Source organism: Pseudomonas serbica (assembly GCF_028823535.1).
In the GTDB taxonomy this organism is placed as follows: Bacteria; Pseudomonadota; Gammaproteobacteria; order Pseudomonadales; family Pseudomonadaceae; genus Aquipseudomonas; species Aquipseudomonas serbica.
Map to the genome: position 1 here is coordinate 1 of NZ_JAQIYM010000057.1, position 337 is coordinate 337.

Consider the following 337-nt stretch of genomic DNA (forward strand, 5'->3'; position numbering starts at 1 on the left):
GCCGCGTTGTTTTCGTTGATCAGCGCGGTCAGGCGAATCGCCGGGTCGTATTCGTAGCGGATGCGCTGGCCCTTGGCGTCCTGGCGACTGCTCGGCAGGCCCCGGGCGGTGCGCAGCAGTCGGGTGGTCTGGCCCTTGCCGTCGGTGTGCGTCAGCACCTGGCCGAGAGCGTTGTAGGTGAACGACTCGGCGCTGCCATCCGGGTGATGGATGCGCAGCACTTCGCCGTCCGGCTTGCGCTCCAGCGTGGTGGTCTGGCCCAGCGCGTCGGTGACGGCGACCAGATGGTGGCGCTCGTCGAAGCGGTAGGTGGTGTTTTTACCGGAGCAATCCTGGA

The 337-nt window shown here is 67.1% G+C and carries 1 protein-coding gene; it reads right to left on the reverse strand.

Annotated elements, in window-relative coordinates; translation table 11 throughout:
• The coding region (locus tag NQL71_RS29725) for a hypothetical protein (RefSeq protein ID WP_425520696.1) at positions 1-337 on the reverse strand (337 nt) is incomplete at both ends.